Consider the following 26,071-nt stretch of genomic DNA (forward strand, 5'->3'; position numbering starts at 1 on the left):
ACGGAAAGAGCAGACTGCATGAAGAGAAAGACCTGGATGATAAGTGCCCTGATGTATGCCATGGTATTTATGGCATGCTTTGGGGTACTGCACGTTTTAAAGACTTTAATGGAGCCTTCAGGGCCTGTATCGGTTGAGAGCAGCGGGGTGCCTGAGGGCACCCGGGAAGCGGAAACAGGGGAGGAATGGGAGGAGCAGGCCGGGCCTGCATTGGCTACGGATTCCCAGGCCCGGGAACCCCAGGATGAAGTAATCAGGCAGGAGGGCTATAAGGAGTGGAAGAAGAAATTCACCGGTATGTGGAGCCCTCCGGCAGCCCCGGAGGAGCCCTACATACCGCCCAAGCTGATCCTGGCAACAGACCTTCACTATCAAAGCGCTTTAGCCGGGGACGGCGGGGAAGCTTTCCGGCTGTTCGTGGAGCGGTGCGACGGAAAGGTGGTCCAGTATCTGCCTGAGCTTTTGGAAGCATTTCTGGACGAGGTCATAAAGGAGCGGCCCTCTGCCCTGGTTCTCAGCGGCGATATTACCATGAACGGGGAGCGAATGAACCATGGGGAGCTGGCGGCAAGACTCAAGCGGGTCCAGGACGCCGGCATACAGGTCCTGGTGATACCGGGAAACCATGATATCAATAACCACGACGCTGCGGTATACTACGGCGCCCGGAAAGAGCCGGCTCCCTATATTGACGGACCTGAATTCCATGAGATTTACCATGAATACGGTTATGACCAGGCATTGGGCCGGGACAGCAGCTCACTGAGCTATGTCTATGCCCTGGATGACAGAAACTGGCTCCTGATGCTGGACTCCTGTCAATATGAGCCGGATAACAGGGTGGAGGGAAGGCTGAAAGACAGCACCATGGCCTGGGCCGATGAACAGCTGGCCAGGGCAAAGGAGGAGGGCGTGTTTGTGATACCCATTGCCCACCATAATCTGTTGGCCCAGAGCAGGATGTATACCACCCAGTGCGCCATGGACAACAATGGGGAGGTGATTTCCCTTCTTCAGAAATATGAGCTCCCGCTTTTTTTCAGCGGACATCTGCATGTGCAGCGCATACGCAAGCATAAGAGCGGGCCCGGAGTTCCGGAAGGAAATTACGGCATACAGGAAATCGTGACAGATGCCCTCAGCATACCGCCCTGCCAGTATGGAGAGGTGTTATGGGAGGAGGACGGAAGTATTTCCTATGCCACCAGAGCCGTGGATGTGTCGGCCTGGGCCCGGAAAAACGGAAGCACCAATCCGGACCTGCTGGATTTTGAGGACTGGTCCTACCGATACATACAAAAGCTGATCAGTGACCAGATAAGGGGCGTTGTGAAGAACCTGGGAGCAGACGTGGAACATTCCATGGCAGCTACATATGCGGGGGTATACATTGATTACTATGCAGGACGGGAAATTGACGTCAAGGGCATAAAGAGCACCAAGGGATACCGGTTCTGGGAGAGGAACATGCCGGACAGCTATCTGATTCGGGAGCTGGATGCCATGATTGCTGATTCGGACAGGGACAATAACTATTTCCTGCTTCCGGAGGAGGAAGGGTGGCTGACCGGAGATTAGGCAGGGAGTATGGACGGGAGATTAGGCGTTAAATCAACTGGCGGTAAACCGTCCGGGATGTTACAATAGGCGTATACCATAATATGTAAGGAGGGCCTGCTGTGAATAGAGGAATGTGGAAAAGGAATCTGAGGCGCGGGGCAGCGCTGGCCCTGACTTTGGTCATGTCCCTGTCCATTGCCGCCTGCGGCGCGGCTCAGGAAAGATTGGCTGCCCAGGCAGCGGGAAATGCCGGCGGGGCCGGTGTGAAGGTCCATGAAGCCGTACCCTATTCCCAGAGGCCATACGAGCATTATGACCCGGCCGTCATGGAACAGGCCATGGCTGACTTTGAACAGGCCTGTGCCGTTGAAGGCCGGGATGAGGAAGTGCTGAGGCTCTACGATGCCATTGTGGATGAGTATGACCGTCTGGCTACCCTGACTTATATGGCCCAGCTGAAATATGACGCAGATGTGTCGGATGAGCAGGCTGCCGCAGAGCAGGCATATACCACGGACATCTATTCCGAGATGGGGGATAAGGCCGCGGCCTGCCTTAAGAAGGGCATGAACTCATCCTATAAAGAAGTCCTGACGGATAAGATGGGGATTGAAAATGCGCCCTACATCGAATATTACAGGGAAAATACAGGGGAGCTGACCGAACTGAACCGGAAGGAGCAGGAGCTTCTCAGGGAGTATGACAAACTGGCTGCCGGTGATTTTACGGTGGAGCTGGAGGGCGGACAGTGGAGCTACAGCCGGCTGGAACGGGAACCGGACTTTGACGACGGGCAGTACGCAGAGATAGAGGATGCATTGGTCAGGGAAAAGAACCGGGTGCTGGGCAGCAAGTTCCGGGAACTGGTTCAGGTGCGCCGCCGGATAGCGGAGCTTAAGGGCTATGATAACTACGCCCAGTATTGTTTTGAGGCTGTTTACGGAAGGGACTATACCCTTCAGGATGCAGAGGGGCTTTGTTCGGATGTAAAGACCAGTATTGTTTCCCTGAATAATGACATCTGGCATATGGATGTGGCCCAGGAATCCTATGACTCCCTGGACCTTATGGAAGAGAGTTCCACAGAGGATATACTGGCCTGTGTGGGAAGAACGGTCAAGTCGGTGAATCCTGAGCTGGGTGAGATTTTCCGGTATATGCAGGACAATGAGCTGTATGATATCCGGTCAGGGGAAGACGGACAGGACCGGGTGGATAATAATTATACCGTAGGGTTCCCAAGCTATGGAGACGCATTTATTTTCATCAACAGAAACCACACATTTACGGATTACCAGTCCCTGATTCATGAATTCGGGCATTTCAGCTCCTATTATTATAATTCGGTGCCTGAGCTGTTCCAGGGTTACAGTGTGGATGTGTGCGAGGTCCAGTCACAGGGATTGGAGATGCTGGCCAACCAGTATGCGGGGGATATGTTCGGCGAAGGGGCAGAGGCCTTTGAGTTTGAGTCCGTTACGGATATGCTGTATGTGACAATTATGTCCTGCATGCTGCAGGAATTTGAGGAAGCTGTTTACATGGAGCCGGACATGAGTCTGGAGGACATGAACCGCACATTCAAAGAGATACAGGATTCCTATCATGGATGGTATTATGATGTCTACGATGAGGGTGTGTGCTATGACTGGGTGGATGTGTCCCATTTGTTTTACAGCCCCCTGTACTATATGGGATATGGAACCTCGGCGCTGTCGGCCCTTGACCTCTGGACCATGTCCAGGAGCGACTGGGACGGCGCTGTGGATACCTACATGGGACTTTTGCATGAAGGTCTGGATGCACCTTATTGCGGCACCATGAACCGCTGCGGGCTGCGGGATGTGTTTGACAGCAGGGAACTGGAATCCCTGGCCGGGGATGTGCGCAGGCTCCAGGGACTGGAGCAGGATGGTGAGGGATCCGAAGTTCCGTCACAGGAGGACGCGGGCCAGGCAGGAACGGACCTTGAGGGAAGTTCTGACAGCGGATTAAGGGTTGTAGGCCTTCTGGTGCTGGCAGGCATCTGTGTCATCCTTATATTTCAGGTTATGATTTTATGCACCGGGTTTGTAATCATCTGGCTGATTGTCAGGAAGAAGAGAGAAGAGTAATAATGGCAATACAGAGTCCGGGAGGCAGCTGCTTCCCGGACTCTGACATTTTGGATATATGAAAATATTTCTACCAGATATGGGGCCTGTCCTCCGGCCTGCGGTACATCCCGTCGCCCTCCTTGACTCCAAAGGCAGTATAAAAGTCATCGGTGGCGGACAGTACGGCATTTACCCTGGTGATGCCAGGGGAATGTGTATCATTGGTCATGATGTAGGAAAGGTATTCATCCCTGTATTTTGTGGCCCATATGACACCATAGGCATGGTACAGCTCCTTCAGGTCATATCCCTTTTCCCTGGCTATTTCTGTTATGCAGGAAACGCCGCCCAGGTCGGCGATATTTTCCGTAACGCTCAGTGTACCGTTTACCTGGATGCCGTTTACTTCCATGGTATCATAGTAGTCAATGACCTTTTGGGCCAGTTCCCTGAAACGCTGTTTATCCTGGGCAGTCCACCAATCCCGCAGGTTTCCCTTTTCATCATACTGGGAACCGCTTGTGTCAAATGCATGGGTGATTTCGTGGCCGATGACAGCACCGATGCCTCCCAGGTTGGCCACAGGCTCTGCCTCCGGGTCATAAAACGGGGCCTGAAGGATTCCGGCCGGAAACACGATTTCGTTGTTTCCGGGGTTATAATAGGCATTGACTGTCTGGGGCGTCATGCCCCATTCATTCCGGTCCACCGGGTCGTGTCTGGTCTTAAAGGAGTAGTCCTGGGATGCCTTCAGGATTTCCATGATATTGTCAATGTAGACGCCGCCCTCGTCCGGGGATTTCAGTACCAGGCTGTATTTGTCCTGGGGCCATTGGTCGGGATAACCAACCTTGACTGTAATGGCTTTCAGTTTTTTCCTTGCCTCCTGACGGGTGGATTCTGTCATCCATTCCATATGGGCAAGGCGGTTGTCGTATACATCTATGATTTGACGGATGATGGAAGCCACATCCTGTTTGGCGTCCTCGTTAAAATAGGTTTCACAGAATACACGGCCGCACTGGAAACCAAGTTTTTCCTGGACTGTTTCAGACACGGTCCTCTCAAAATCCTTTTTCTTTTCTATACCGCCTGCCGCTGTCTGATACTCCTGGGCAGCAGCCAGGGAAGCGGTGTCTGTCATCATGGACAGATCCGAATAGAGACAGGTTTTGACATATTCTTTCAGGAGAGGTAGGTTTTCTTCCTTCAGATAGCTTCCAAGCTTCCTGCAGGCATCCGGCTGGGAGACAACTGTCTTTTCACCTTCCAGTATGCCGAATATGCTGTTTAGAAGGCTGAAGGGCAGGGCGCCGGAATACAGGTTTGCTGCCTCGCCGGCTGTGCAGACATTGTATGTTTTTTCCGCGTCATAGACCTCCTCTATCTTAAGGGTGGAGGATGCCAGTTCCTTCATCATATCCGTTACCCGGGCTACGGTGGCCGCAGCTTCCTCCGGGCTCAGGCCGTTGTTTTCGTGAAGCTTTGTGAGATATTTTTTGTATTCCTCCACCCGCTTCTGGTTGGATGCATCTTCGGAGAACCAGACTTCCCTCCTGAGACCGGAATCCGGCTGCGAGAGATAGAGGACCTTTACCGAGGAGTCCTCACTGTCCCCTTCATAATACCAGCCCATAAGGCTCAACAGGCCGGTATCCCTCTGGAACTGAAGGCATGCCTTCAGAAGCTCAGATACAGAGTCCGCTGAATCTATTTCCTTTAAAAATGCTCCGGCTGTACGGCCGTATCCTTCCCTGTCCCTGGTCTCCCGGTCCAGCCCGGTCAAATTCAGCGCGCGTATGTTGTACAGGTCGCTTCCCGCTTCCTGACCTGCCTGGCCTGCTTCGGATGAAGCCTGGCGAATCAGGTCATGTACCTTGGAATAATTGTCCTCCCGCGCCTTCCTGAACCAGCTCATATCGGCCTGTTCAGCCGGAATCTCCCAGCTTTCCAGTGTGTCATGGTTTACCGCATCATAGAAATCATCCACATAGGCTGCCGGGCCTTCGCCGGTTTGGCCGCCGTTGGGCTGCTTTAGGCTTTCAGGCTGGTTAACTGCCGGGCCGGCTGTGATTTCAGCCTGGCTTTCCGGTTCTGTATCTGTCCGGCCTGCACCGGAGCATCCGGTGACAGCCATGGCGGCTGCCAGTACCGCGGCTGTGAACGCCAGGGCTGTCCGGGTTGAGGCTGCCCGGGCTTCGGTGATTCGTGCCGCCAGGCTTTTTCTTTTTTTCATTATTAATTCCTCCTTGATTGCTTGATTACAGAGCGTGTTTGAAAATTGCTTAAGTCCTGCCCTGTATGAATAACAGAGCGGGCAGAGTACCAAACATCTGCCACAGCATTTAATATACCCTGGTAAATGCAATGATATAAAAGCTCCGTGGGGACGGAGGCCGGGTGGGATTTTGGGGTTATTCCGGGATTGACATTTTGCCGGGTTACGGCCGGTGATATGGGCCAGACTATAGTTGGTCCTTATAATACGCCAGCATCAAATCCACCATCCGGCCATAGCTTCTGACGCCGTCCTCCTGACTGTGAGCTTTAAGATACCTGTCATTCATCTGGGTGGAGGCCTTTGCCACCGGTCCTTCAAAACGCTCCCAGTACTGGTTGTTCCAGTCCAGGTCCCGGGCTGCCTGAGGGGACAGCTTTGTATAGAGGTCATAATAACTTTCAGGGTCCACCTTGGCAAGGGCATTGCCTGCGTAGACCCAGCCGGTCAGGTAGCCGCTGTAGCGAAAGTCCGGGGAGTCGGAGCCGATACATGCCAGATATCCGATGAAGTTGGCCTCATCTTCCCGCATAAAGCCCTTCAGATGGGACAGTTCGTGGCATATGGTATGGGGGATGTTATAGTAGGGCATTTCCCTGTTGTAGTTTGCCTCTATGGTGAAGGGGGAGTAGATGCCGCAGAGCTGCTGTACGGACAGCAGTCTGGAGTTGATGAGGGGTTTTGGATAGGGATAATATCCACCCAGCTGGGGATAGGATTGGCCCAGCCGAATCATGGCTGCCCTGCCGTCCTTACCCAGTCTGGAAAGTTCCCGGGCCGAGGGTGCAGGGGTTGCTTCTGTCTGCCCGGGATACAGACCGTCCAGGAGTTCGCCTGAGTGGTCTATTTCCGGCAGAGAGCTGTTGATTTGGTTTGTAAGATAACGGCACAGCGCCAGCAGCTCCTCGGTGGAGGATTTTTCTGCAGCAATACCTGCCTCATAGGAAAAGGGAGTCCGGTAATAGTTGATGCCGCAGTTTACCGTGAACAGAAATAACAGGACACCGCAAAGAAAAAGGACACGGGAGAACAGCGCAACAGGCTGTCTGATATGCAGAATCATGTAGCATATGCAAAGCAGGCAGAGGAAATACAGCCCGATTTCGGAAAGGGAAAATGGAAACAGGCTGCAGAACCGTCCTAATGTCCCTGCCAGGAGAGGGTACACGGTGACGGAGTAAAACTGGGCAAACCCGGGCACCGTCCGGGCACAGAGCCCCAGCAGACCAGAGACAGCAGCCAGAACCAGGCCGGCTGCGAAGAAAACCAGGGAACGGACTTTTTTTTCTGTTCTTTCAGGAGCCGCGTTTTGGGGTCCGGGGGATTTTGCTGTGTTTTTAGTGGAAAACGCCGGTGGAATCTTGGCTGTAACGTTATGGAAGAACTTCATATACAACACCTGCCTTTGGAGTATGGTTGTGTTCTTGCCTGGTGGGATGCTGCGGTGGGTAAAGCATGGTGGGTAAAGCGTGGGTGGGTAAAGCGTAAGTGGGGAAAGCGCAGGCGGTGGGAATGGTCATAACGTAAACATGGGGGAGCCAGGGGGAGACTGGAGGTTAAACCTGGTCCTGAGTGGGGAGGTTATTTCCGCTGTGCAGTTCGGCCAGTACGGTGGCGGTTATGGGAAACAGGAATATACCGGTCAAACCCAGAAGCTTGCCGCCTGCAAAGATACACAGCAGGGTGGCTGCGGGGGACAGGCCCATCTGATGGCCGATGATTTTGGGCTCCAGGGTCTGGCGGACCACTGCTGTGAGCAGGTACAGGCACACAAGGCCCAGGGCCAGGCTTCCCGATCCCGTCATCCAGGCCATGAATGCCCAGGGAAGAAGCACGGTGCCTGTGCCCAGGACCGGCAGGATATCCACCAGCGAGGTGATGCAGGCAAGAGTGAATCTGGCCGGAATGCCCAGCACCAGGAAACCGATATAAAGTTCCGTAAATGTCAGAAGCATCAGGAGAGCATAGGCCCTCAGAAGCCGGCAGGCAACATTACGGACATGGAGAAGTACCTGTAAGAGCATTTGCCGTCTGTCCTCAGGAATCTGGCACAGCAGGAAATCCAGCGTCTCCCTGTAATTGCCTGTCAGGAAAAAGGATGCTATCACAGCGATGATGAAATCAAGGAACAGGGCGGGAATCCCGCTTATGGCAGAGGCGCCCCAGCCAAGCAGCCCGGAGGAGATGCCCACGGAAGCATTTTCCATGAAATGCTCCAGGCTTTGTCCAAGGGCAGATATGTGGATGCTGTGGCCCGGGAAACTGTTCTCCAATAAGGAAAAGAAATGGGACAGACCTGGTTCGATGGTCTGGCTGTAGATGCCGGGCAGTTTTTTTGCCTGTTCCTGGATAGATGCCAGGATTTGGCTGCCGGACACGCACATGATTGTCAGAATGGAACCATAAAAAACCAGCAGCACAACCGCGGCGGCCACGCCCTTTCCGCCCTTCATATGTCTGTCCAGCAAGGACACTGCCGGTTCCAGCAAGGCTGCAATAGCCATGGCTGCCATAAAGGGAATCAGTATGGGCAGGAGTTTCTTTAATCCTATATAGCAGAGCACACCTATGATTCCAAAGTAAATAAAGCTGATGATGAACGTCCTGCGTTTTTGAATGTCCATATATGTATCCTGTTGTTTGCTTAGTTCCATTATAGGCTCAGGAGACCCGGCAGTCAAGAAAGAATCCCCAGAAAATGGGGGACATGCCCTGGAAGATATTTCCGGGGCAGGGCCATGTTCCGGGGAATGCTTTTATGTGAGGGAAAGGTATTGCTGAATCATGATGGAGCGAAGGTGTCAACCGGATACTTTGCCTGTCAGAGCTATGAGAGAGCACAGGATGATGCCGAGAATGAACACCAGCAGCCGTCCTGATAAGAAGTACAGGGTATGGCCAGGCCTTCTGCGCAGCTTCAGACAGGCAGTAAGGCTTGGAAAGCGGGTCAGGGCCATGAGACAGGTGCACAGTGCTGTGCGCCAGGTCCATCCGTGATTTGCCAGCAGCTGTCCAAGGATGAAGGGGGATGAAGGGGAAGGAGCGCCTCCTGTTTTCAGATATATCATCATCATGGCGGGAAGTGTCATTCCATGAGAAAAAATACCCAGGATAAAAGCAGTCAGTATGGTGCCGTCCAGTCCAAGGAGGCGGGCCGGATGATCAAGAAAAAGTATGATGACTTCCAACAGGCTCCCGCCGGATATGCCTGGGGACAGGAAGGCTAAATGACCAGTTTCCGGTCCAACGTATGCCATGCTGCCAAGAAACCATATGAGAATGCCGGACGTGACAGCCGCCGCCGCTGCCCTGTCAAGGATGGGAATGGTGTGGTCTGCGGTACAGGAGCAAAGGGTGGAAAATATGCCGTGTGGCTTGTAACGGCTGGCGGTATTGCAGGGTTTTTCAATAAAAAACTCCGTCAGCAGGTCAGACAGATATACGGCCCGGGGAAAGCAGCCGCTTCTTCCCAACAATCCTAACAGAGGAAATAGCAGAAAAAGCGGCGGAAGCATCACGAGTATGGTGCATGACACGGCGCAAAATGCACCATGGATGATGGGGGCAATCAGCCAGGCAGGCATTCCAGGCCATTCTGCCCAAGCCCACAGGATGGTTTCAGTTTCGAAAAATAACGGCCAGAAGCAATCCGTGAGCCGGACTGACAGACAGGCGGTAAGTCCAAATAAAAGCAAAAGCAGCAGTGCCTTACAAATTATTCTGTTCCATCCCGCTTCCGGACGTATGTTCCATTGCCTTCCATGGGATGTTTTTATTTCAGCCATCATACACTCATGAGCCAGACGGCAGGGGGAAAAGTCCAGGCAGTCGTAGTGAAAATCATGCTTGTGATGGGGCTGGAGGGCATAGTGGAGGACTGCTTTTAAGTCGTCCATCTGTTCCTTGCCGTATCCATGAAGGGGGACGACCGGAATCTGGAGTACATCGTGAAGAAGTGAAAAATCAATGCGGATGCCCTGCCGTCTGGCTTCTTCACAGCGGATGACACACAGTACAACGGGGATGGAAGAATCCCTGACCGGTCCAAGACTCAGAATTTCTTTTAATAGCCCCAGAAGGATTTCCAGATGAAGTGCATGGCCTATCACCAGGATGGCATCCGGATTTCCTGAGCAGAGATAGGTTGCAGTGCAGTTGGCTTCCTCTGATGGGGAGCTGAGGGACAGGATGCCGGGAAGATTTACTGCCTTATAGCAGCGGCTGTCATATAGAAAATCACCATGGGGGCAGGACATGTCCCGTATGCAGGAAGGTTTAACAGAGCCTTTTTGGGCAGTGAGCTTTTTAAATAAGACCTCCTTGCCAGTCTGTTCATTACCGGTAAAAGCGATGACAAAATGTGGGTGTTCCATCCAGTCACTCCTGAAATATAAATCTGCCTGCGGGCGGGCAGATTGAGTCTTAGGATAGCGTATGTGCCGTAAAACCTTTGGGTGCATGGCAGCCAGGTCCCTATCTGCCATTGGTTCATCATTGTGACAACAGACTGCTTGACGGAGGAAAGGTTATCAACTATACTAAGTTTAAATGTGCCATAAACAGAATACACTAAATTCAGGAGATGAAACGATATGGGATATCAGGACGATTATGTTATGAGGACAATCAGCGATCTGGTGAGGGCGATTGCCAGGCTGGTTCTTGGCAAGAACGATATTGATTATGACCTTCCGGAGGATGAGGACAAGTATACGGACCTTGACCGGGTATATAAGAGGCTTAAGGACCTGGTTGATGAGGGAAACATCAATGATGCGGAGAACCTTCTTACCGACGAGCTGGACACGGACAGCCTGGACTGCCTGGAGATGGCCCTTACATTTTATATGTACCTTAACCAGCTGAAGGATGACGAACTCTACACCGCCAATTACTCACGGGAGGAAATAGTGGATGGAATCAACAGCGTGTGTGCAGAATATGGTATATCGGGGTTTGAACATTTTGTAGATACAACCATGGTATAATGTGCTGCCAGATGGATATGGAAACATATGCGTCTGGCTGCTTTTACGAATATTTGAAAGAAAGAGGAAGTCCATGGAGATAAAAAAGGATTGCGAGCAGTATCTGGCGGAATATTACCAGGGCCTGTTCTTTGGGAATGTGAACAAACGCTACCGGGCCATGAAAGGTGCCGAACTCAGGAAACGCCTGAGCCGGCTGACTGAGGCCAATCTGAAGCCGCTGGTGAAGTCCAACGAACTCAGCGATGTCCACGCCATGCTGTCAAAGGTGTGCGCCTATCTCATGCGCAGGGAAGGTCACCTGACAGGGCCGGCCCTGGAGCAGTGGGAAGCCAGCTGCCGTCAGATGAATGAATTCTGTGAAGCCCTTGCCCGGAAGGACCTGGAATATGTAAACGGCCTGTCCCGTGAGGATTTGGAACAGGTGCTGAAGATGCAGGGCATCCGCCGTTATCTCCTCACCAATTCTCTTGAGAGAGCGTACCAGCTGTTCTACATTCCGAAAACCATCAAGAGGGGAATCCTGGAGTCTGTGAAACAGAAGCCGGAGCAGGAATACCCGGGGGCCAGGGAGATGAAACGCAGGTTCATTCTTCATGTGGGCCCTACCAACAGCGGTAAGACCCACGACGCCCTGGAGCGTCTTAAGGAGTGCAGGCATGGCGCCTACTTCGGGCCTTTAAGGCTGCTGGCCCTGGAGGTCTATGACAAGCTCAACACAGAGGGCCTGTCCTGTTCCATGGTTACAGGAGAGGAGACATTGGAGGTGCCTGGATCTGTCTGCCAGTCCTGTACCGTGGAGATGCTGAATGACCACGAATATTTCGATATCGTGGTGGTGGACGAGTGCCAGATGATAGCCGACCCCTACCGCGGACATAACTGGACCAGGGCAGTGCTGGGGCTTCGGGCAGAGGAAATTCACCTGTGCATGGCTCCGGAGGCAGAGGATATTGTGGTGCAGATGATTAAGCGGTGCGGCGACCAGTACAGGGTGGTGCGCCATAAGAGAAACACCAGGCTGACCATGGAGAAAAAGCCCTATAATCTGAAACGGGATTTAAAAAAGGGCGATGCCCTCATAGTATTTTCCAAGAAATCAGTGCTGGCCCTGGCAGCCCATCTGGAGAACGAGGGAATCCATTGCAGCGTTATTTACGGAAGTCTGCCTCCCGCCACCAGGCGTGAACAGGTGCGCAGGTTCCTGGCCAGGGAGACAGAGGTGGTGGTCAGCACTGACGCCATCGGCATGGGGTTAAACCTGCCCATACGCAGAATCGTGTTTGTGGAGACACGCAAGTTTGACGGGGTGAATAAGCGTTCCCTGAATCCGGAGGAGATAAAACAGATTGCTGGACGGGCCGGAAGATACGGTCTTTACGACGAGGGATTCGTGGCTGCCATCGACGAGGCGGAGGTCATTGAGGACGGCCTTTCCAGAATGCCCATGCCCATCATGAAGGCATATGTGGGATTCCCTGAGCAGCTTCTTAACCTTCCTGCTGAGATTGATACACTGGTTAAGATATGGGCCGGCTTGGATACGCCTTCCATCTATGAGAAGATGGAGGTGGACGAGCTGCTGGCGCTGTATATGAGCTTTGAGCATGTACACCGGGATGATATGGGGGAATACTCCCGGCAGGAAATTTATAAGCTCATCACCTGTTCCATCGACATAGACAATAAGATGGTTATGGACCTGTGGAAGGATTACTGCAGGGATTACCGTGACGTGACGGAACTGGAGTTTCCTTACAGTCCGGGGGAAGACCTGTATGATTTGGAGAGCTACTATAAAATGCTGGACCTTTATTTCCAGTTCTCCAGGAAGGTGGGGCTTCCTGTGCAGGTGGAGAACCTGGCCGAGGAGAGGCGCAGCACAGAGGAGGAAATCAGCCGTATTTTAAGGACGGAATGTGCCAGCTATACCCGCAAATGTTCAGCCTGCGGGAAGGAACTGTCATGGGATTACCCGTCCTCTATCTGCGAACGGTGTTTTGATAGGGGTAAGATAAGCCGGGGGCATAACTGCTCAGGGCGGAGACGCGCGGCAGGAAAAAGAGTATGAAACAAGTGAACAACTAAGGAGGACGACAATGGAAAATCAACGCATCATTCAAGTAGAGGACAAGGTACCCTTTAACCTGCTGGTACCCCTCAGCATCCAGCACATGTTCGCCATGTTCGGCGCATCCATCCTGGTGCCGTTCATATTTGGCATAAACCCGGCTGTGGTGCTGTTCATGAACGGCGCGGGCACCTTGCTCTTTATCGGAGTAACAAAGGGAAAGGCGCCGGCCTATCTGGGATCCAGCTTTGCATTTTTGGCACCGGCAGGCGTGGTCATAAGTAATTTTGGATATGAATATGCCCTGGGCGGGTTCGTGGCAGTGGGTTTCTGCGGATGTATCCTGGCATTCATCGTATATAAATTCGGAACAGAGTGGATTGAAGTGGTCCTTCCGCCGGCAGCCATGGGCCCGGTAGTGGCGCTCATCGGACTGGAGCTCTCCGGTTCAGCGGCCAGTAATGCAGGGCTCTTGGACGAGGTGCTGGACCCCAGAAAGATAATCGTGTTCGTGTTTACCCTGGGAACTGCTGTATTTGGTTCCATCCTGTTCAGAAAGTTCTTCTCGGTAATCCCTATTCTCATAGCAGTCATTGTGGGCTATGTGTCGGCCCTGGCCTGCGGTATCGTGGATTTTGCCGAGGTAGCGGCGGCTCCTGTTTTTGCCCTGCCTAATTTCAGCACGCCTAAGTTCAATCTGGAAGCTATCATGATTATCCTTCCGGTGCTCCTGGTCATTACCTCCGAGCACATCGGGCATCAGGTAGTCACCAGCAAGATTGTGGGAAGGGACCTGTTAAAGGATCCGGGCCTTCACCGCTCTCTGCTCGGAGATAATTTCTCCACCATGATATCAGGACTGATAGGTTCCGTGCCCACCACCACCTATGGCGAGAACATCGGCGTCATGGCAATCACCCGTGTATACAGTGTGCACGTGATTGCGGGAGCAGCTGTGCTGTCCATTGTATGCTCCTTCATCGGCAAGTTCTCCACCCTTATCAGCACCATACCTGGTCCTGTTATCGGCGGTATTTCCTTCCTTCTCTACGGTATGATTGGAACCTCAGGTCTGCGCATTCTGGTGGATTCCAGGGTAGATTACGGAAACTCCAGAAATCTGGCCCTTACTTCAGTCATATTTGTCACAGGCCTGTCAGGAATTGCCGTGAAGTTTGGAAATGTGCAGCTCACCGGTATGGTGCTGGCCTGCGTGGTAGGCATGATTTTGAGCCTGGTATTTTATGTTCTGGATTACTTTAAGCTGACCAATGATCAGTAGATGGTTCAGCGGAAGATATTTTAAACTGGCTTCACAGCCCGGACCAGCACTTCCCTGGCATTCTGGGGCCTGAGGGCGATGACTGTGCCCTGTATCTGGTAGGCGGACATGTGGCCGCGCCGGCCCTTCAGAATACAGGTCACCTGGGCTGCGGCTGTAAAACCCAGCTCTTCCAGCCGCAGGGACATAGGCGGTTCGCTGATAACCCAGACGATTTCCGCCTGTTCTCCCGGTTTCAGTTCATGTAACGGATAGACCATAGTGAATCACCGTTCAGGTTTGTTATGATATTATATGCAGAGCACGTATCTGTGGGAATAAAAGGAAGGTTGTCACACTTTTGGCCCAGCCCCGTATAATAAAGTACAACCTAGATGAAAGGAGATTAACACTATGAATTATAATGATTGTAATGGTTGGAATGGATATGCAGGAACTTATGAGGGAGCTTATTATGACGAGGATGCAGCATTTGCCAGAACGGCGGCTGCCAGTGGAAACTGCGGCAGTACTGCGGCCGCGGCCGCAGCCGGTACGTCCGAGTCATTCGGTGGAACAGGCCGGACCTGCGATTTATACTGGCAGGGATATATGGCAGGGTTCTATGCCAACCACAACTGTAATCAGTCGGCTGAGGCAAGGACGGCTGCCCAGGCAGCAGGCCGGACCGCTGGGGCTTCAAACTGCCGCTGCTCCTGCAATAACTGCAATAATTGCCGTAACTGGAACAATTGCAGCAACTGGAATAACTGCCGCTCCTAAAATACCTGCAGCTTGGGGTTATAATATTCAACATGAATTCTAAACCGGCCAGGGCCTCCTTCGCGGAAGCCCTGGCCCGGAGCGTTTGAAGTGTATGTTATGACACGATCTAATCCAGCATGACCTTTACCGGCGAATCCACAGTCATGGTATCGGGGGTTACGAGGCAGTCATATGCCAGTACATGAACGCCGGCTTCACGGGCCTGCCTGAGCGCATCCCCAAAGGCCGGATGGGTAATGTCATTGGGGGTAAAACCCCGGATACCCTTCATCTGTATGACAAACAGGACATAAGCCTCATAGCCCTCCTCATGGGCCCTTATAAGGCCTTTCAGGTGTTTGATGCCCCGTTCCGTGGGCGCGTCAGGAAACATAGCCAGACCATTTTCCTCCAGGGTCACGCCTTTGACTTCCATGAAGGCCGGGGACACTGCTTTCGTATTCCGGTTTCTCAGGGAGAATGCCAGGTCAAACCGTGAGTCGCCGTGGGTGACCTCCCGCCGTATGTCAAAGGGTACATAAGAACCAAGGGGGGAGCGTTTTTTTTCCGTACATTGGCCGTCGCCCAGTGAGGCCAGCCACTCCCATGCAGCCTTGTTGGGGGCCTGGGAGTCCATGTTGATGAGCAGACCGTTTTTATATACGCCAATCAGGTCATACCCGGTCTTTCTTCCGGAAAGGGCTGCATCCGAATGGAATTCCAGTATAACCGTGACTCCGGGAATCAGAAGCTCCCTGCACCGTCCGGTGTTCTTTACATGGCATACCACCGTCCTGTTCTCTGTCTCCACATGGGCGATAAAGCGGTTGGGCCGGCTTATGAAGGTTCCGGCAACTATATGTTCATAGGTCATGATGATGTTCCTCCCGGGCTTATTGGGCCTGCCCCGGATCCTGCGGGGGATGAGGACACGGCAGTATCGGGACAGGCTGTATCAGTATACCAGATAAAGGGCGGAAAAGGAAGGTATCCGTGTTTACAGTTGCGTCTGTCCGGGAAATATGTTAATATTTTGGTAACATTACTAATTGAGAATTTTAAAAGCGAGGAAAAAGAGTATGGGATTAACCTATCAGAGTACAAGAGGCGGTGAAAAGGAAGTGACGGCTTCCATGGCCATCTTACAGGGCCTTGCAAAGGACGGCGGCCTGTTCATGCCGTCCTGTATTCCGGAGCTGGATGTGCCCATTGAAAAGCTGGCGTCCATGACATACCAGGAAACAGCGTACGAGGTCATGAAGCTGTTCCTGACAGATTATACGGAAGCAGAGCTTAAGGACTGTATTGCCAGGGCCTATGACAGCAAGTTTGATACAGAGGAGATAGCGCCCCTTGCAAAGGCTGACGGATCATATTATCTTGAACTGTACCATGGAAGCACCATTGCATTCAAGGACATGGCTCTGTCCATCCTGCCGCATCTTATGACCACAGCGGCCAGGAAGAACCATGTGGACCGGGAAATCGTCATTCTCACGGCCACGTCCGGGGATACGGGCAAGGCGGCCATGGCCGGATTTGCGGATGTGCCCGGGACCCGGATCATTGTATTCTATCCCAAGGACGGAGTCAGCAAGGTCCAGGAGCTTCAGATGCGTACCCAGAAAGGGGACAACACCTCTGTGGTGGCAATCCACGGCAATTTTGATGACGCCCAGACCGGCGTGAAGAAAATTTTCGGGGACAAGGACCTGGAAGCAGAGCTTGCGGGAAAGGGTTTCCGGTTTTCCTCGGCAAACTCCATTAACATTGGCCGTCTGGTTCCCCAGATTGTGTACTATGTATATGCTTATGCCAAACTGTTAGAAGCAGGAGAGATAGAAAAGGGCGAGAAAATCAATGTGGTGGTGCCAACAGGTAATTTCGGCAACATCCTTGCAGCCTATTTTGCGAAGCGTATGGGACTTCCTGTAAAGACTCTGGTATGCGCCTCCAATGATAATAAAGTCCTGTATGACTTTTTCACCACAGGAATTTATGACAGGAAGAGAGAGTTCATCCTCACCAATTCACCGTCCATGGATATCCTTATATCCAGCAACCTGGAGCGTCTCATCTATCTGAGTACAGGATGTGATGCCCAGGCCAACGAAAACCTGATGCGGGGGCTTTCCGAGGAGGGAAGATATGAGGTGACGCCTGAGATGCGCGCCTTCATGTCCGATTTCGTGGGAGGCTTTGCCACACAGGAGCAGAACGCTGTCACCATCAGGAAGCTGTTTGATGATACGGGTTATCTCATCGACACCCATACAGGCGTTGCGGCTGCCGTATACGGAAATTACAGGAAGGAAAGCGGGGATGACACAAAGACAGTCATAGCGTCCACTGCCAGCCCTTATAAATTCTCCCGCAGTGTCATGGAAGCCATTGCAGGCAGGGAAGGACTGGAGGGCAAGGATGAATTTGAAATCGTAGATGCATTAAGCGCCCTGTCCGGCGTCGCTGTTCCCCAGGCAGTGGAGGAAATCCGCCATGCAGCCATCCACCATAACAGGGAGTGCGGCGTGGATGATATGAAGAACGAGGTAAAGGACATCCTTGGCCTCAGCTGATTTAATAAAAACCATCTTCCTTTTTGTTCGCGTATGCGATATAATGGGTGAGATGGTTAATAAAATAACAAAGTTATAAGGAGGTATAATATGTTAGTTTCAGCAAAAGACATGCTTGAGAAAGCAAGGGAAGGCAAGTACGCAGTTGGCCAGTTCAACATCAATAACCTTGAGTGGACCAAATCCGTACTGCTGACAGCAGAAGAACTGAAATCTCCGGTTATCCTGGGCGTATCCGAGGGCGCAGGAAAGTATATGACGGGATTTAAGACAGTTGCAGCCATGGTCCGGGCTATGATGGAAGAACTGAACATCACGGTACCGGTTGCCCTGCATCTGGACCATGGTACTTACGATGGCTGCTATAAATGTATCAAAGCAGGATTTTCCTCCATCATGTTTGATGGTTCCCACTATCCCATCGAAGAGAACATCGAGAAGACAAAGGAGCTGGTTAAGGTAGCACATGCCATGGGTCTGTCCCTGGAGGCAGAGGTTGGCTCCATCGGCGGTGAGGAAGACGGCGTGGTAGGCTTAGGCGAGTGCGCTGATCCTCAGGAGTGCAAGGCCATCGCTGATCTGGGAATTGACTTCCTGGCAGCAGGTATCGGCAATATTCACGGCAAATATCCTGAGAACTGGCCAGGCCTTCGTTTCGACGTATTAGAGCAGGTAAAGGCAGCTGTAGGCGACATGCCTCTGGTTCTTCACGGCGGTACAGGTATCCCTGAGGATATGATTAAGAAGGCTGTCAGCCTGGGCGTTGCAAAAATCAATGTAAACACAGAGTGCCAGCTGTCCTTCGCAGCAGCCACCAGGGAATACATCGAGGCTGGCAAGGACCTGAAGGGCAAGGGCTTTGATCCAAGGAAGCTTCTGGCTCCGGGCGCTGATGCTATCAGGGCAACTGTTAAGGAAAAGATGGAGCTGTTCGGTTCTGTTGGCAAGGCAAAAGAATAAAAATGTATTTTTATTTAAAAACCACTTGCAATTTCGGTGGAAATGGTTTATTTTAATAAAGAACAAAGGTGTTCTCTCTCAGAGGGGGAACGCCTTTTTATTATATATCCGTGCGGACTTAATATAATTACGTGAAAAGAGATGTATGACCTGAGAGAACTATGACCTGAGGATTTTAGAAACGATTTTGGAAAAGGAAGATAAAAAAAGAGAGGATGGATAATTCTATGAGCGATGTATTGAATGTCTCGGAGATGTTCGGTAAAAATGTATTCAATGATGCGGTGATGAGGGACCGTCTGCCAAAGAGCGTGTACAAGAAGTTGAAGAAAACGATTGAAGACGGGGCAGAGCTGGACCCCAGTATTGCAGATGTGGTTGCCCATGCCATGAAGGACTGGGCAATCGAGAGGGGAGCCACCCACTATACCCACTGGTTCCAGCCGCTGACAGGCGTGACTGCAGAGAAGCATGATTCCTTTATCTCTGCTCCCTCCGACGGAAAAGTAATCATGGAATTCTCCGGCAAGGAGCTGATTAAGGGCGAGCCGGACGCATCCTCCTTTCCATCCGGCGGCCTGCGCGCCACCTTTGAAGCAAGGGGATATACGGTTTGGGATTGTACCTCACCGGCCTTCCTGCGGGAAGACGCCATCGGCGTGACCCTGTGCATCCCCACTTCCTTCTGTTCCTATAAGGGGGAGGCGCTGGATAAGAAGACCCCATTGCTGCGTTCCATGCAGGCTGTCAATGAGCAGGCCTTAAGGATACTCCGTCTTTTTGGCAACACCACAGCCAAGCGGGTCGCACCGTCCGTAGGCGCGGAGCAGGAATATTTCCTGGTAGACAGAGAGAAATATTTGCAGCGCAAGGACCTGATTTACACCGGCCGCACCTTATTCGGCGCAATGCCTCCCAAGGGCCAGGAGCTGGAGGACCATTACTTTGGCGCCATCCGTGAGAGAATCGGTTCTTACATGAACGATGTAAATAAAGAGCTGTGGAAATTAGGCGTGCCTGCCAAGACACAGCACAACGAGGTGGCTCCGGCCCAGCATGAGCTTGCGCCTATCTACGAGGGTGTGAATCAGGCTGTTGACCACAACCAGATTGTCATGGAGACACTTAAGAAGGTGGCCGGACGCCACGGCATGGCCTGCCTCCTTCATGAGAAGCCCTTCGCGGGCGTCAATGGTTCCGGTAAGCATGACAACTGGTCCCTGACCGCTGATGACGGTACCAATCTTCTGAATCCTGGCGACACGCCTCATGAAAACATCCAGTTCCTCCTGGTACTGGCATGTATCATCAAGGCTGTGGATGTCCATGCAGACCTTCTTAGGGAATCTGCATCCGTTGTGGGAAATGACCACAGACTGGGAGCCAACGAGGCGCCGCCTGCCATCATATCCATTTTCCTGGGAGAGCAGCTTGAGGATGTAATCGATCAGCTGTGCAGCACCGGCGAAGCCACCCACTCCAAACAGGGCGGCACCTTAAAGACCGGCGTTGACATTCTTCCTGACCTGGATAAGGATGCCACGGACAGGAACCGTACATCACCCTTTGCCTTTACCGGCAATAAATTCGAGTTCCGCATGGTGGGTTCCTCGGATTCCATCGCTTCTCCCAATACCGTGCTGAACACCATTGTGGCAGAAGCCTTTAAGGAAGCGGCAGACATACTGGAGAAGGCAGAGGACTTCGATATGGCTGTACATGATTTCATCAAGGAGACCCTGGCCGCCCATAAGAGAATCATTTTCAATGGAAATGGATATTCAGATGAGTGGGTGGCCGAGGCTGAGAGAAGAGGCCTTCCAAACATCCGCTCCATGGTGGATGCAATCCCGGCCCTGACAACGGATAAGGCAGTGAAGCTGTTCGAGGCGTTTGGGGTATTTACAAAGGCTGAGCTGGAATCCAGGTCTGAGGTGGAATATGAGAACTATTCCAAAGCCATTAACATTGAGGCCAGGACCATGTATGACATGGCCAGCAAGTCCATCATCCCGGCAGTCATCAAGTATACCACACAGCTGGCTGCATCCATCGGAGCCGTGAAAGGCGTATGCCAGGAGGCAGATGTGAGCACCCAGACAGAGCTGCTTATAAAGACCTCAAAGCTGCTCACTGAGATAAGGACAGCCCTTGCCCACCTTTTGGAGGTGACAGAAAAGGCCTCCGCCGCCGAGGGCGGTAAGGTTCAGGCAGTCGTCTACCACAGCCAGGTAGTACCGGCCATGGAAGCACTCAGGGCTCCTGTGGACCAGCTGGAGATGATTGTGGATAAGGAACTGTGGCCAATGCCAAGTTATGGGGATTTGATATTTGAAGTGTAAGTTTATAGGTAGGAAAGCCAGGCTCCGGGAAATGCTTCGGAACCTGGCTTTTTAGTGCTTATGGTTTCAAAAAGGAAATATTTCCATTTTGCTTGCTTTTTTAAGCGGGTGTGATATAATGTTCATATATTTTTATAAAATGATAAATTTGAACATAAACAGGCAGGGAAGCGAGGATTACACAATGGACAGACATGGACTTGTATGCAGGGCGGTGCTGGAGCAGCCGGATATCACCCAAAGGGGGCTGGCCGGAAAGCTGGACGTCTCCCTGGGCACGGCCAATGGTTTGATTAAGGAATGCCTGGCAAAGGGATATATAGGAGAGGAAAGCAGCCAAAAGGGCAAGGCCCGATGGAGGCTTATGCCCGCTGGACAGAAACTGTTAGACCAATATAAGGTGGACGGCGCTCTTATTATTGCAGCCGGATTCGGTTCTCGTTTTGTACCCCTGACCTTTGAGACGCCCAAGGGGCTCCTGGAGGTCTTTGGGGAGCGTATGATTGAGCGTCAGATTAAGCAGCTCCACGAAGTTGGTATAAGGAACATAACCATAGCAGTGGGATATCTGAAGGAGAAGTTCGAATACCTCATTGATAAATACGGTGTGGAGCTTCTGTACAATCCTGAATATACCAGCAAAAACACCCTGACCACCATCTATCGGGCCAGGAAGGTGCTGGAAGGACGCAATATGTACATCCTGTCATCGGACAACTGGATGCGGAAGAACATGTATCATGCCTATGAATGCGGGGCCTGGTACAGCTCAGTCTTTCAGAGGGGAGAAACCAGGGAATGGTGCCTTTATTTTAATAAAAAGGGAAGGATCACGGATGTGAAAGTAGGCGGGCGGGACCAGTGGGTCATGTATGGTCCGGCTTATTTTTCCCGGGAATTTTCACGGCAGTTTCTTCCCGTGCTGGAAGCCTATTATAAGACGCCGGGAACAGAGCAGTTCTACTGGGAACAGGTCTATGCGGACATGCTGGAAGGAGAGGCCAGACAGCGTCTGGAGGAGGAAGCCGGCGGACTGCTGGAAGCGGCCCAGGAAGCCAGCGGCCTGGCAGCTTCCAGATGGGATGAGATAGAGATGGATGTGAACCGTCAGCCGGATGACCAGGTATATGAGTTTGAGAACCTGGAGGAGCTGCGCCTGTTTGACCCCCGCTATCAGAATCATTCTGACAATGCGGCCATGAAGCTGGTCGCAGAGGTATTCAATGTACCGGAATCCCACATTAAGGATATCCGCTGCCTGAAAGCAGGCATGACCAACAAGTCGTTTCTGTTTAAGGTGGAGGACCGCCGCTGCATCTGCCGCATACCGGGTCCGGGTACAGAACTTCTGATTAACAGGGAACAGGAAAAAACTGTCTACGATGCGGTTGCTCCACTTGAAATTACCGAGCATGTGCTGTACATGAACGAAAAGACGGGGTATAAGATAGCGGATTACTATGAAGGCACCAGAAATGCGGATTCAGCGGTTTGGGATGATATGGAAAAATGCATGTCCATGGTGCGCTGCCTTCATCAGTCTGGCATCACGGTGGCCCATTCCTTTGACATCCGGGAAAGAATCAGCTTTTACGAAAAGCTGTGCGGGAGCCACGGGACTCTTTTGTTTGAGGATTACGAGGAAGTGAAGAGGGGGATGGACTGGCTTATGGATACGCTTGATTCCATGGAACGCCCAAAATGCCTGTGCCATATTGACGCAAATGTGGATAACTTTCTCTTTTTTGAGGACGGCAGTGTAAAACTTCTGGATTGGGAGTATGCAGGCATGTGTGACCCGGTGATGGATGTGTCCATGTGCGCTATTTATTCCTATTACAATGAAGAGGACATGGAACGGCTCTTCAGGCTTTATCTCCGGAGGGAGCCCTCGGAGGACGAACTGTTCGCCCTTTATGCCAATGCTGCTCTGGGCGGATTCCTGTGGTGTCTGTGGGCTGTATATAAAAGCTTCCTGGGAGAGGAGTTTGGGGAATACACCATTATCATGTACCGGTATGCAAAAAAATATTATAGTAAATTACGGAAATTGTAATAAATTTGTTACCAAATGAATATGGGATTGTGCTATAATCGAAGATATGTAAAAGGTTGGGGACTACTATGCCCCTGGCCAGATATACCAGGCGAGGAGGATGACAAATGGGATATAAAAAGTACTGGGCAGCAATCGCGGCAGCCGGTATGATTGGGGCCATGTCATTGGGGTCTGTATTTACCAGCTATGCGGCAGACGGATGGAGTAAATCCAATGATAATTGGACTTATATCTATAATGGACAGATACATACAGGATGGCTTCAGACCAGCGAGGGCTGGTATTATATGGATTTATCCACGGGATATATGTCTACTGGTTTTAAGCAGATTGACGGAAAATGGTATTTCTTCAGGCCGAACGGCCTCATGGCCATGGGCTGGATTAATCCGGAGGACGGCAAGTGGTATTATATGCTGAACGACGGAAGTATGGTTACAGGCTGGCTGAAGATTGGCAATGACTACTACTTCATGCGTGGCAACGGAACCATGGCAACCGGCTGGCGTGAGATGGACGGCGCATGGTATTATTTCCAGAGCAACGGAAAGTGCGTGGTTAATTCCTGGGCACAGATTAAGGACAACTGGTACCTCTTTGGCACGGACGGCAAGATGATGACGGGCTGGGCTAAAGTGGATAATGATTATTTCTACCTGAATACGGATGGCCGGATGCTGATAGGCTGGCTGAGCGACAGCGAAGGCAACAAATATTATATGGATACAAGCAACGGTAAGATGTCCACAGGCTGGAAGCAGATTGATAATTCCTGGCATTACTTCAACAGCAATGGACATATGATGACGGGATGGATTCAGCTGGACGGCAAGTACTACTATCTGAACCCTGCCAACGAGGGCAAGATGATTGCAGGCACGACAGCTACCATCAACGGCGTACAGTATAATTTTGACGGCAGCGGCATATGCCAGAATGCCAACGGCGTATCGGCCCAGACACCGGGTACCGTGAACAATAATTCCGTCAGTTCCGGCGGCAGCGGCGGACCTGGCGTATCCGGTTCTTCCGGCTCCGGTATCAGCAGCGGCACACCGGGCAGCTCCGGAAACAGCAGCGGCACACCAGGCAGATCCGGAAACAGTACAAACGGCCCGACCAGCGGCAATTCCAATAACAGCCCATCCGGCTCATCAACTGCGCTTGAACCAGGACGGACAGACGGACCAGGTTGATTTACTGCAGTTTAATAAGGGGGGTGTGACAGCGGATGGCTGGACATCCCTTCTTTTTTTGAAAAATACAAAGGGATGAGGAGAAGACTATGAAAAATACGACGCAGATAATGAGGCGCTGCCACGCACTCGCTCTGGCAGGGCTCATCGGGGCAGGTACAATCGTGCCCGCAGGTACAACCCTGGCCGTGGGACCGGGGGAGACCCAGTCCGCCACGGTCATATCTCCCGTAGGGCCTGGGCAGAGTTCCACTGGCAGCACAGGAACCACCTCCGGAACAGGAAGCACTTCAGGACAGTCTGCTTCCACCGCAAATCCTAATGCGTGGAAGAAGGCAAACGGCGTATACCAGATGCCGGACGGCTCAGCCATCAATAATGTGCTGTTCCGGGGAATCGACGTATCCAGGTGGCAGGGGGATATCAACTGGAGCCAGGTAGCTGCGGACGACGTGTCCTTCGTCATGCTGGGCACCCGTTCAAAGGGCGCGGTGGACCCTTATTTCCACAGGAATATCCAGCAGGCCAGCGCGGCAGGCGTCAAGGTGGGCGTATATATCTATTCCCTGGCCATGACACCGGAGATGGCGGTGGAGGAGGCGAACTTTGTCCTCAACTTGATTCACGATTATCCGGTCTCCTATCCGGTGGCGTTTGACATGGAGGATTCCACCCAGGGAACCCTGTCCAAGGATGAGCTGGCAGCCATCGCCAATGCGTTCTGCGGGCGGATTTCAGAGGCGGGCTATTATCCGGTCATCTATGCCAATGACAACTGGCTTGTCAATAAGCTGGATATGAGCAAGATGAACTATCCTGTATGGGTGGCGCGCTATTCCGCCAAACCGGCCTACCAGAATCCGGTTATGTGGCAGGCAACCAGCACCGGCGCTGTAAACGGTATAAGCGGAAATGTGGATATTGATTTTCAGTTCAGGGATTTCACCTCCGTGATTCCGGCTAATACGTGGAGGACCATCAACGGCCAGACCTACTATTACCAGAACTATGCAAAGCAGAAGAACAACTGGATTCAGGATGACGGCGCGTGGTATTATATGGACGGGGACGGTTTGGTGTTCAAGGGCTGGCTCAACCAGTCCGGCAAGTCTTACTATCTGGATGACGCCACCGGCAAGATGATAACCGGCTGGAAATCCGACAGCGGGAAATGGTATTACTTCGGCAGCTCAGGAGCCCTTTCCAAGGGTTGGATCAATGACAACGGAACCTGGTATTACAGCAATCAGGAGGGCGTGATGCAGACAGGCTGGCTGGATGAAGGCGGCCGCAGATACTTCCTCGAGGGGAATGGGGCCATGGCAAAAGGCTGGACCAGCCAGAACGGGAAGTGGTACTATCTGGACAGCTTAGGAGCCCTTTCCAGGGGGTGGATTAATGACAATGGAACCTGGTATTACAGCAACCAGGAGGGCGTGATGCAGACAGGCTGGCTGGATGAAGGCGGTGAGCGGTATTACCTTAAGGGGTCCGGCGCCATGGCCACGGGCTGGCGTGAGATGGATGGGGCCTGGTATTATTTTGAGGGCTCCGGACGTATGGCTAAAGGTGTGATAGATGTGGGCGGACTCCACTACTACATGGACCCGTCCACAGGCCGGATGGCGGCAGGCACCACCGTGGATATAGGCGGCGTGGCCTATACTGCTGACGGAAGCGGAGTGCTCAGCCAGGTTGTTCAAGAAACGGGAAATGAAACCGGGGACGGCCAGACAGGAAATGTCCAGACAGGAAATGTCCGGACTCAGGCGCCGGACGGCAGCCAGGGAGGACAGGCACCTCAGCCTTCACAGAACGGCGTGGTATCTAACCAGGCTCCGGGTTCCGGTCAGTCTGTCACAGGTTCATCCGGCGGACCGGGCGTGGTGGTCACACCAATAGGAACAGGACAGTAATTC

General features: G+C 52.2%; 18 protein-coding genes. 12 read left to right on the forward strand and 6 right to left on the reverse strand.

Features of this window, described 5'->3' with window-relative positions; all coding sequences use genetic code 11:
• Positions 1-18: 18 nt before the first annotated feature.
• Together G614_RS0115595 and G614_RS0115600 are read left to right on the forward strand one after the other, a co-directional pair.
• The gene (locus G614_RS0115595; protein ID WP_027642697.1) at positions 19-1,578 is read left to right on the forward strand and encodes a metallophosphoesterase; all 1,560 of its coding nucleotides are present in this window, start codon (positions 19-21) and stop codon (positions 1,576-1,578) included.
• 101 nt (positions 1,579-1,679) lie between these two features.
• On the forward strand, positions 1,680-3,674 hold the full coding sequence (locus G614_RS0115600; RefSeq protein WP_027642698.1) for a M3 family metallopeptidase: 1,995 nt from the start codon (positions 1,680-1,682) through the stop codon (positions 3,672-3,674).
• 70 nt (positions 3,675-3,744) lie between these two features.
• Here the strand turns inward: G614_RS0115600 and G614_RS0115605 are convergent, their stop codons facing one another.
• From G614_RS0115605 to G614_RS0115620, 4 genes are all read right to left on the reverse strand, one after another.
• Positions 3,745-5,892, reverse strand: a complete 2,148-nt coding sequence (locus tag G614_RS0115605; RefSeq protein ID WP_027642699.1) for a M13-type metalloendopeptidase — start codon at positions 5,890-5,892, stop codon at positions 3,745-3,747.
• Positions 5,893-6,121: 229 nt separating this feature from the next.
• The gene (locus G614_RS0115610; protein ID WP_027642700.1) at positions 6,122-7,324 is read right to left on the reverse strand and encodes a DUF3810 domain-containing protein; all 1,203 of its coding nucleotides are present in this window, start codon (positions 7,322-7,324) and stop codon (positions 6,122-6,124) included.
• 166 nt (positions 7,325-7,490) lie between these two features.
• Complete coding sequence (gene ytvI / locus G614_RS0115615) at positions 7,491-8,558, reverse strand: sporulation integral membrane protein YtvI (protein WP_027642701.1); 1,068 nt, start codon at positions 8,556-8,558, stop codon at positions 7,491-7,493.
• 177 nt (positions 8,559-8,735) lie between these two features.
• A complete protein-coding gene (locus tag G614_RS0115620; RefSeq protein WP_027642702.1) occupies positions 8,736-10,307 on the reverse strand; it encodes a FeoB small GTPase domain-containing protein in 1,572 nt (523 codons plus the stop codon).
• A 219-nt stretch (positions 10,308-10,526) separates the two neighbouring features.
• On the opposite strand from G614_RS0115620, the gene G614_RS0115625 reads away from it, so the two are divergent.
• From G614_RS0115625 to uraA, 3 genes are all read left to right on the forward strand, one after another.
• Positions 10,527-10,922 (forward strand): DUF6483 family protein, encoded by a 396-nt coding sequence (locus tag G614_RS0115625; RefSeq protein ID WP_027642703.1) that lies wholly within the window; start codon positions 10,527-10,529, stop codon positions 10,920-10,922.
• 73 nt (positions 10,923-10,995) lie between these two features.
• Positions 10,996-12,993, forward strand: coding sequence for an SUV3 family DEAD/DEAH box RNA helicase (locus G614_RS0115630; RefSeq protein ID WP_027642704.1), 1,998 nt, complete (start codon positions 10,996-10,998; stop codon positions 12,991-12,993).
• A gap of 28 nt (positions 12,994-13,021) precedes the next feature.
• The gene (gene uraA, locus G614_RS0115635) at positions 13,022-14,275 is read left to right on the forward strand and encodes a uracil permease (RefSeq protein WP_027642705.1); all 1,254 of its coding nucleotides are present in this window, start codon (positions 13,022-13,024) and stop codon (positions 14,273-14,275) included.
• A 20-nt stretch (positions 14,276-14,295) separates the two neighbouring features.
• Here the strand turns inward: uraA and G614_RS0115640 are convergent, their stop codons facing one another.
• Entirely contained in the window at positions 14,296-14,535 is a 240-nt protein-coding gene (locus tag G614_RS0115640) for a FeoA family protein (protein ID WP_027642706.1), read from the reverse strand.
• A gap of 133 nt (positions 14,536-14,668) precedes the next feature.
• Here G614_RS0115640 and G614_RS0115645 point away from each other — a divergent pair, with 133 nt between their 5' ends.
• Entirely contained in the window at positions 14,669-15,037 is a 369-nt protein-coding gene (locus G614_RS0115645; RefSeq protein ID WP_027642707.1) for a hypothetical protein, read from the forward strand.
• 109 nt (positions 15,038-15,146) lie between these two features.
• Here G614_RS0115645 and sfsA read toward each other — a convergent pair whose 3' ends face one another.
• Positions 15,147-15,893, reverse strand: a complete 747-nt coding sequence (gene sfsA / locus G614_RS0115650) for a DNA/RNA nuclease SfsA (RefSeq protein ID WP_027642708.1) — start codon at positions 15,891-15,893, stop codon at positions 15,147-15,149.
• Positions 15,894-16,098: 205 nt separating this feature from the next.
• Here sfsA and thrC point away from each other — a divergent pair, with 205 nt between their 5' ends.
• The 6 genes from thrC (at position 16,099) to G614_RS0115680 (ending at position 26,068) form a co-directional block, all read left to right on the forward strand.
• Complete coding sequence (gene thrC, locus G614_RS0115655; protein WP_027642709.1) at positions 16,099-17,595, forward strand: threonine synthase; 1,497 nt, start codon at positions 16,099-16,101, stop codon at positions 17,593-17,595.
• Positions 17,596-17,685: 90 nt separating this feature from the next.
• Positions 17,686-18,555: a class II fructose-1,6-bisphosphate aldolase gene (gene fba, locus G614_RS0115660; protein WP_027642710.1), complete on the forward strand. Its 870-nt coding sequence runs from the start codon at positions 17,686-17,688 to the stop codon at positions 18,553-18,555.
• Between the two features lie 227 nt (positions 18,556-18,782).
• Positions 18,783-20,897, forward strand: coding sequence for a glutamine synthetase III (locus tag G614_RS0115665; RefSeq protein ID WP_027642711.1), 2,115 nt, complete (start codon positions 18,783-18,785; stop codon positions 20,895-20,897).
• A gap of 184 nt (positions 20,898-21,081) precedes the next feature.
• Positions 21,082-22,953 carry a phosphotransferase gene (locus tag G614_RS0115670; protein WP_027642712.1) on the forward strand — a complete coding sequence of 624 codons (1,872 nt, stop codon included), beginning with the start codon at positions 21,082-21,084 and terminating at the stop codon, positions 22,951-22,953.
• A gap of 107 nt (positions 22,954-23,060) precedes the next feature.
• Entirely contained in the window at positions 23,061-24,152 is a 1,092-nt protein-coding gene (locus G614_RS0115675) for an N-acetylmuramoyl-L-alanine amidase family protein (protein WP_027642713.1), read from the forward strand.
• An 89-nt stretch (positions 24,153-24,241) separates the two neighbouring features.
• Positions 24,242-26,068, forward strand: coding sequence for a GH25 family lysozyme (locus G614_RS0115680; protein WP_027642714.1), 1,827 nt, complete (start codon positions 24,242-24,244; stop codon positions 26,066-26,068).
• The last annotated feature ends 3 nt before the right edge of the window (positions 26,069-26,071 follow it).

Origin of the sequence: [Clostridium] clostridioforme AGR2157, from assembly GCF_000424325.1 — a bacterium.
Taxonomy (GTDB): Bacteria; Bacillota; Clostridia; order Lachnospirales; family Lachnospiraceae; genus Enterocloster; species Enterocloster clostridioformis_A.

Excerpts from the sequence above, each read along its gene's own strand:
- sfsA (WP_027642708.1), bottom strand. The coding sequence starts at position 15,893 with ATGACCTATGAACATATAGTTGCCGGAACCTTCATAAGCCGGCCCAAC.
- G614_RS0115665 (WP_027642711.1), top strand. The coding sequence starts at position 18,783 with ATGAGCGATGTATTGAATGTCTCGGAGATGTTCGGTAAAAATGTATTC.
- G614_RS0115625 (WP_027642703.1), top strand. The coding sequence starts at position 10,527 with ATGGGATATCAGGACGATTATGTTATGAGGACAATCAGCGATCTGGTG.
- G614_RS0115610 (WP_027642700.1), bottom strand. The coding sequence starts at position 7,324 with ATGAAGTTCTTCCATAACGTTACAGCCAAGATTCCACCGGCGTTTTCC.
- fba (WP_027642710.1), top strand. The coding sequence starts at position 17,686 with ATGTTAGTTTCAGCAAAAGACATGCTTGAGAAAGCAAGGGAAGGCAAG.
- G614_RS0115640 (WP_027642706.1), bottom strand. The coding sequence starts at position 14,535 with ATGGTCTATCCGTTACATGAACTGAAACCGGGAGAACAGGCGGAAATC.
- G614_RS0115680 (WP_027642714.1), top strand. The coding sequence starts at position 24,242 with ATGAAAAATACGACGCAGATAATGAGGCGCTGCCACGCACTCGCTCTG.
- thrC (WP_027642709.1), top strand. The coding sequence starts at position 16,099 with ATGGGATTAACCTATCAGAGTACAAGAGGCGGTGAAAAGGAAGTGACG.
- G614_RS0115670 (WP_027642712.1), top strand. The coding sequence starts at position 21,082 with ATGGACAGACATGGACTTGTATGCAGGGCGGTGCTGGAGCAGCCGGAT.
- G614_RS0115675 (WP_027642713.1), top strand. The coding sequence starts at position 23,061 with ATGGGATATAAAAAGTACTGGGCAGCAATCGCGGCAGCCGGTATGATT.
- ytvI (WP_027642701.1), bottom strand. The coding sequence starts at position 8,558 with ATGGACATTCAAAAACGCAGGACGTTCATCATCAGCTTTATTTACTTT.
- G614_RS0115605 (WP_027642699.1), bottom strand. The coding sequence starts at position 5,892 with ATGAAAAAAAGAAAAAGCCTGGCGGCACGAATCACCGAAGCCCGGGCA.
- G614_RS0115630 (WP_027642704.1), top strand. The coding sequence starts at position 10,996 with ATGGAGATAAAAAAGGATTGCGAGCAGTATCTGGCGGAATATTACCAG.
- uraA (WP_027642705.1), top strand. The coding sequence starts at position 13,022 with ATGGAAAATCAACGCATCATTCAAGTAGAGGACAAGGTACCCTTTAAC.
- G614_RS0115620 (WP_027642702.1), bottom strand. The coding sequence starts at position 10,307 with ATGGAACACCCACATTTTGTCATCGCTTTTACCGGTAATGAACAGACT.
- G614_RS0115595 (WP_027642697.1), top strand. The coding sequence starts at position 19 with ATGAAGAGAAAGACCTGGATGATAAGTGCCCTGATGTATGCCATGGTA.
- G614_RS0115645 (WP_027642707.1), top strand. The coding sequence starts at position 14,669 with ATGAATTATAATGATTGTAATGGTTGGAATGGATATGCAGGAACTTAT.